Annotated in this window: 1 protein-coding gene; it reads right to left on the reverse strand. The window is 35.5% G+C overall.

Annotated features, from left to right (window positions below):
- The coding region (locus RWL85_RS08445) for a DUF1542 domain-containing protein (protein WP_314087104.1) at window positions 1-4,017 on the reverse strand (4,017 nt) is incomplete at its 3' end.
- Window positions 4,018-4,177: the final 160 nt, after the last annotated feature.

Below are 4,177 nucleotides of genomic sequence, written 5' to 3' on the forward strand. Positions count from 1 at the left end.
TTCTGATGCTTTTTTAATTTCATCTACTTCATCTTGAAGTTTTTTCTTAGCTTCTGGCGATAATGCAGTATCGTTTTGGATTGATTGCTTTTTAACTTCTGCAGCATTTGTCACAGCTGTATTAGCTTCTGGTTTTTTCGCTGGATCTTTTGCTAAAGCTGTAATAGCATCTGCTCCCTCAGTACCCGCTGTATTGATTTCGCCTTGAATTGTTCCAGCTTCTGCTTCTGTATCTCCATTATTTTTCTTACCATTGATTACTGCTTTTTTAGTATCAGCAATTTCCTTAGCTTTATCTTTAACTTCTTTTTTCTCTTCATCAGTTAAGTCAGTACGAGCATCGATTTCTTTTTCTTTTGCTTTTAATGCTTCATCGATTTTATCTAATGCTGCTTGTTTACCAATTGGATTAATTTTAGCGATTGCAGCTGTACCATCAGTTTTTCCAGTATCAACTGCTGTTTGTGCTGTTGTTGCTTCTGCTGGTGTTGGTGCAGTATCTGGTTGTTCATTGATTTTTACAATTGCTTTATCTGCTTCTACTTTAGCAGCTGCTTTTGCATCTTCTATTTCTTTTTGAGTTAAATCTTCACGCGCATCAAGTGCATCATTTTTAGCTTTTAATGCATCTGCAACAGCTTGTTTAGCAGCTTCTTTAGCTACTGGGTTTACTTTACCTACGGCTGTAATTCCATCATTTTTAGCAGTTTCAATTGCGCCATTATTTGTAGCTTCATCAATTTTACCTAATGCCGCTGTTTTATCTTCATTTACTTTAGCAATAGCTTTTTCTTTTTCAGCTGGTGTTAATGCAGCGTTATTATTAATCGCTGTGATTTGGTCAGTTGCTTTGTTATTTACTGCATCAATAGCTGGTTGTTTATCTAATTTCACAACTTTATCTACTGGGATCGTATCTTTAGAACCATCTTTATAAGTTACTTCTAAGTTATCTCCTTTTTGAACAAGTGTATCAACTACTTTTGCAGCAGCAGCCTTGTCTACTGCTGTTCCTTTTTTATCTTCTAAGTTTTTATCTTCATTTTTCTTAGAGTATTCTAAAGGAATATTTTCTTTGATTTTTTCTAATTCAGCTGCTGGAATGTTAACTGTATCAGTTACTACAATTTTGTTAGCTTCATCTAATTCTTTAATATCATATTTTTTCGTTTGAGATTTCAATACAATAGAAAATGAGCCAGGGTCTGTTGCATATGAACTACTAGTCGCATTATTAACGATAATTTTTCCGTCTGTATCAGTTGCTGTCGCATAACGAGTTACCAGTCTATATTCGTCTGTATCTCCTTTAGGGAACTTAGTTTTATCAAGTCCTGCTGTATCTTTAGTTACTTTACCTCCGATTTTCACAATTGCAGGTTTTTCAGCTGTTGCTTCTGTTTCTGAAGTAACAGGTGTTAAAGTCATATCAAATTCATTATCTAAAACATCTGGATTAGCAGCAGTTGGATTTAAAGGCTGATTTCCACCTCTGTTAACTGTTGCTGACGCAATTTTCCCTGAGTCATCTGTATATTTAATATTAAGGTCAATATCTTCATTTGCATATACATAGACATCTTTCTTGCCATCTACTGAATAAGGAATCTTAACTTCTGGTGCATTATTTTTACGAACGATTACTTTGTATGTGTAGTCAGCAGATTCTTTACCTTGACTATCTACAGCTTTGTAAATAACAGTGTGTTCTCCCGCTTCTGAAGTATCAATCCCAGTAACATTTGTATTTCCATCAACTGAAACTACTCGAACATTCCCCTTGTTACCAAGTGTCGCATTTAAATCGTCTTCATGGTCTGTTACTTTTACAAGAGCTAATAAATCAGCTTTAGTAATAGTTGTTTCCGTTGGGACTGTTTTTTCATTTTGGTTTTCGATTACAGGTGCAACTACTGGCGCTTCATTCGTAACAGGATACTGTGTTTTACCTAAGTATGTTCCTTTTGTTGCTCCACCATTGTGAGGAATAACTTTTAAGTTTACCCCTTCTTTAACAGGTTCTGTTAATGTTAACGTAACTGTATCGTAGAAAGGTCCTTTTACAGTCTCTTTAACCGTTGCCTTACCTGCATTTCCACCAGTCATCACTAAACTTCCGTCATCTTCACGTTTAATATCAAGCTGAATTTCTCTGTTAGTTTCTTTATTTGTATAGAAGAAGTATGTGAATCCTGCGTCATGAGGTACAGTAAACGTTACTTCTTTAGCTCCTGCTACAACGCTCTTACCGTCTTTTGCTGCCGCTGATGGTAGAATTTTTGAAGGTCCGATAGATACAACTACATCCGTCTTTTCACTTAATACGCCATTAACAGTCTGTGTAACTTCAACATTGTTCTTAGGAGCATAGAATGTTCTGGCTCTTTCACTTGCTCCAAGTAACGCTTCGTTACTGTTAAGTCCTTTATCTAAAGATAGTTTCCAAGTACCATCAGCTCCAACTTCTGTAGTTTTTTCTGTGATAACTTGTGTTCCTTCTGGATTTTTTATAGTAACCTTAACAGTTGCTCCAGCCGTACCAGTCCCTGATAATTCTTCATCAGTTGATAGAACTGTATTTCTAGCTTTAGGATTTCCAGTTACTACAGGTGCTGGCCCGCTAATTAACTTCCCTTTAGAAATTGTATCTGTAGAACCATCTTTATAAGTTACTACAATATTATTTCCAGAATTAGTAATAGAAGCAATACGATCTGATTGATTTTCTACTTCTGTTCCTTTTTTATCAGCTAAATTAGCGTCATCATTGTTATTAGAGTACTCAATTTTTAATTTTTCTTTGATTTTCGCTAATTCATCTTCTGTTACGTTAGTTGGATCTGTTACAGCAACTTTTTCAGTTGGTGTCTTGATATCATACTTATCTGTTTGAGATTTAACAATGAATTCAACATACCCAGGTTTTTTCTGGCGAAGTTCATAGTTTTCAACACTATAGGTTTCATTTGCTGGCATAGATTTAACACCGTCATTATCTTTAGCCTCGATAAAACTTGTCCACTTGTTCGGAGCTTTCAGATTTGTTACTCCAACCATCTTGATAGTCGCTGTTTTCTTATCATCAGATACAGTTCCTTCCCCAGATGCTACAGCGCTATTAGTTACCTTTCCTATGGTAAAACCATAAACACTAGCGTTATCACTTTCATCTTTACCTTTATTTCGTAGATATAAATCTTTTACTATCGTCTCGTCTTTACCGGTAAATGTTAAGTCAGTTTTTTCTCCTGTATAAATATAGATCTGACGTCTATCAACATTTGAGTATGGAAGTTCTACTGTTGGTGCTTGGTTTCCTTCTGTTCTAAACCTAGTCCCTTTTTCAATCTCTTTCCCATTACGTGCGTCGTTAGATCCTGTGTTTTCGATTGAGTTAGTACCAGATTTAGGTTCTGTGTTTTCTGCTTTTTTACCTACAGTTTCTTTTCCGTTAGTAGTGTCTACTTCTGGAGTTTCTTTTTTCTCTGCAGCTTTAGCTTTTAATTTAGTGCTAGCTGTAGTTACTAATTTACTGTAAGCTCTTGTGATTTCATCTTGAGTTTTAGCGTTTCTTAATGTTGTTTTTGCAGCTTCTAAGTCTGCTTTTAATACCGCAACAGATTCTTCTGTTTTATTAGCATATGTTCCATCAGCAAGTTTCGCTTCGATTTCTGCGATGTAGTTTTCTAATTTCGTTGTATCTAGCGCTACTTTTTCTTCCGCTTTAGCCGCTACCGCTGCTGCTATATCTTCTTTAGTAGTGTCTTTTGCTACTGGTTTAGCTGTTGCTACTGGTGCAGTCGGAACCTCTGCTTTTTCTCCAGCGTTTGTTGTGTTATCCGCTGTTGTGTTATTTGATACTTCTTCACTAGCTTGTGCTACTGCTCCAGCACCAAAGAAGATACTCGCACCGATTACTACTGATGCTGTACCTACCTTAAATTTCTTAATAGAGTACGTTTCAACTTTTGTACCCTCTTTCCTAATTTTTAGATAATTATTATTTTTACCTATCAATTTATTTATTCCTCCTTTATTGCATATAACCGTGTACTTAAATGTACCTATAACATAAAATATTGACGACTTTGAAACATGGTGAGAATCATTCCTAAATCTAAATTTGATGTGTACCCAAAATTCTGGACACATATATATTTAGTTTAGACATGTGGAT

It is taken from the genome of uncultured Gemella sp. (assembly GCF_963515875.1).
Classification (GTDB): domain Bacteria; phylum Bacillota; class Bacilli; order Staphylococcales; family Gemellaceae; genus Gemella.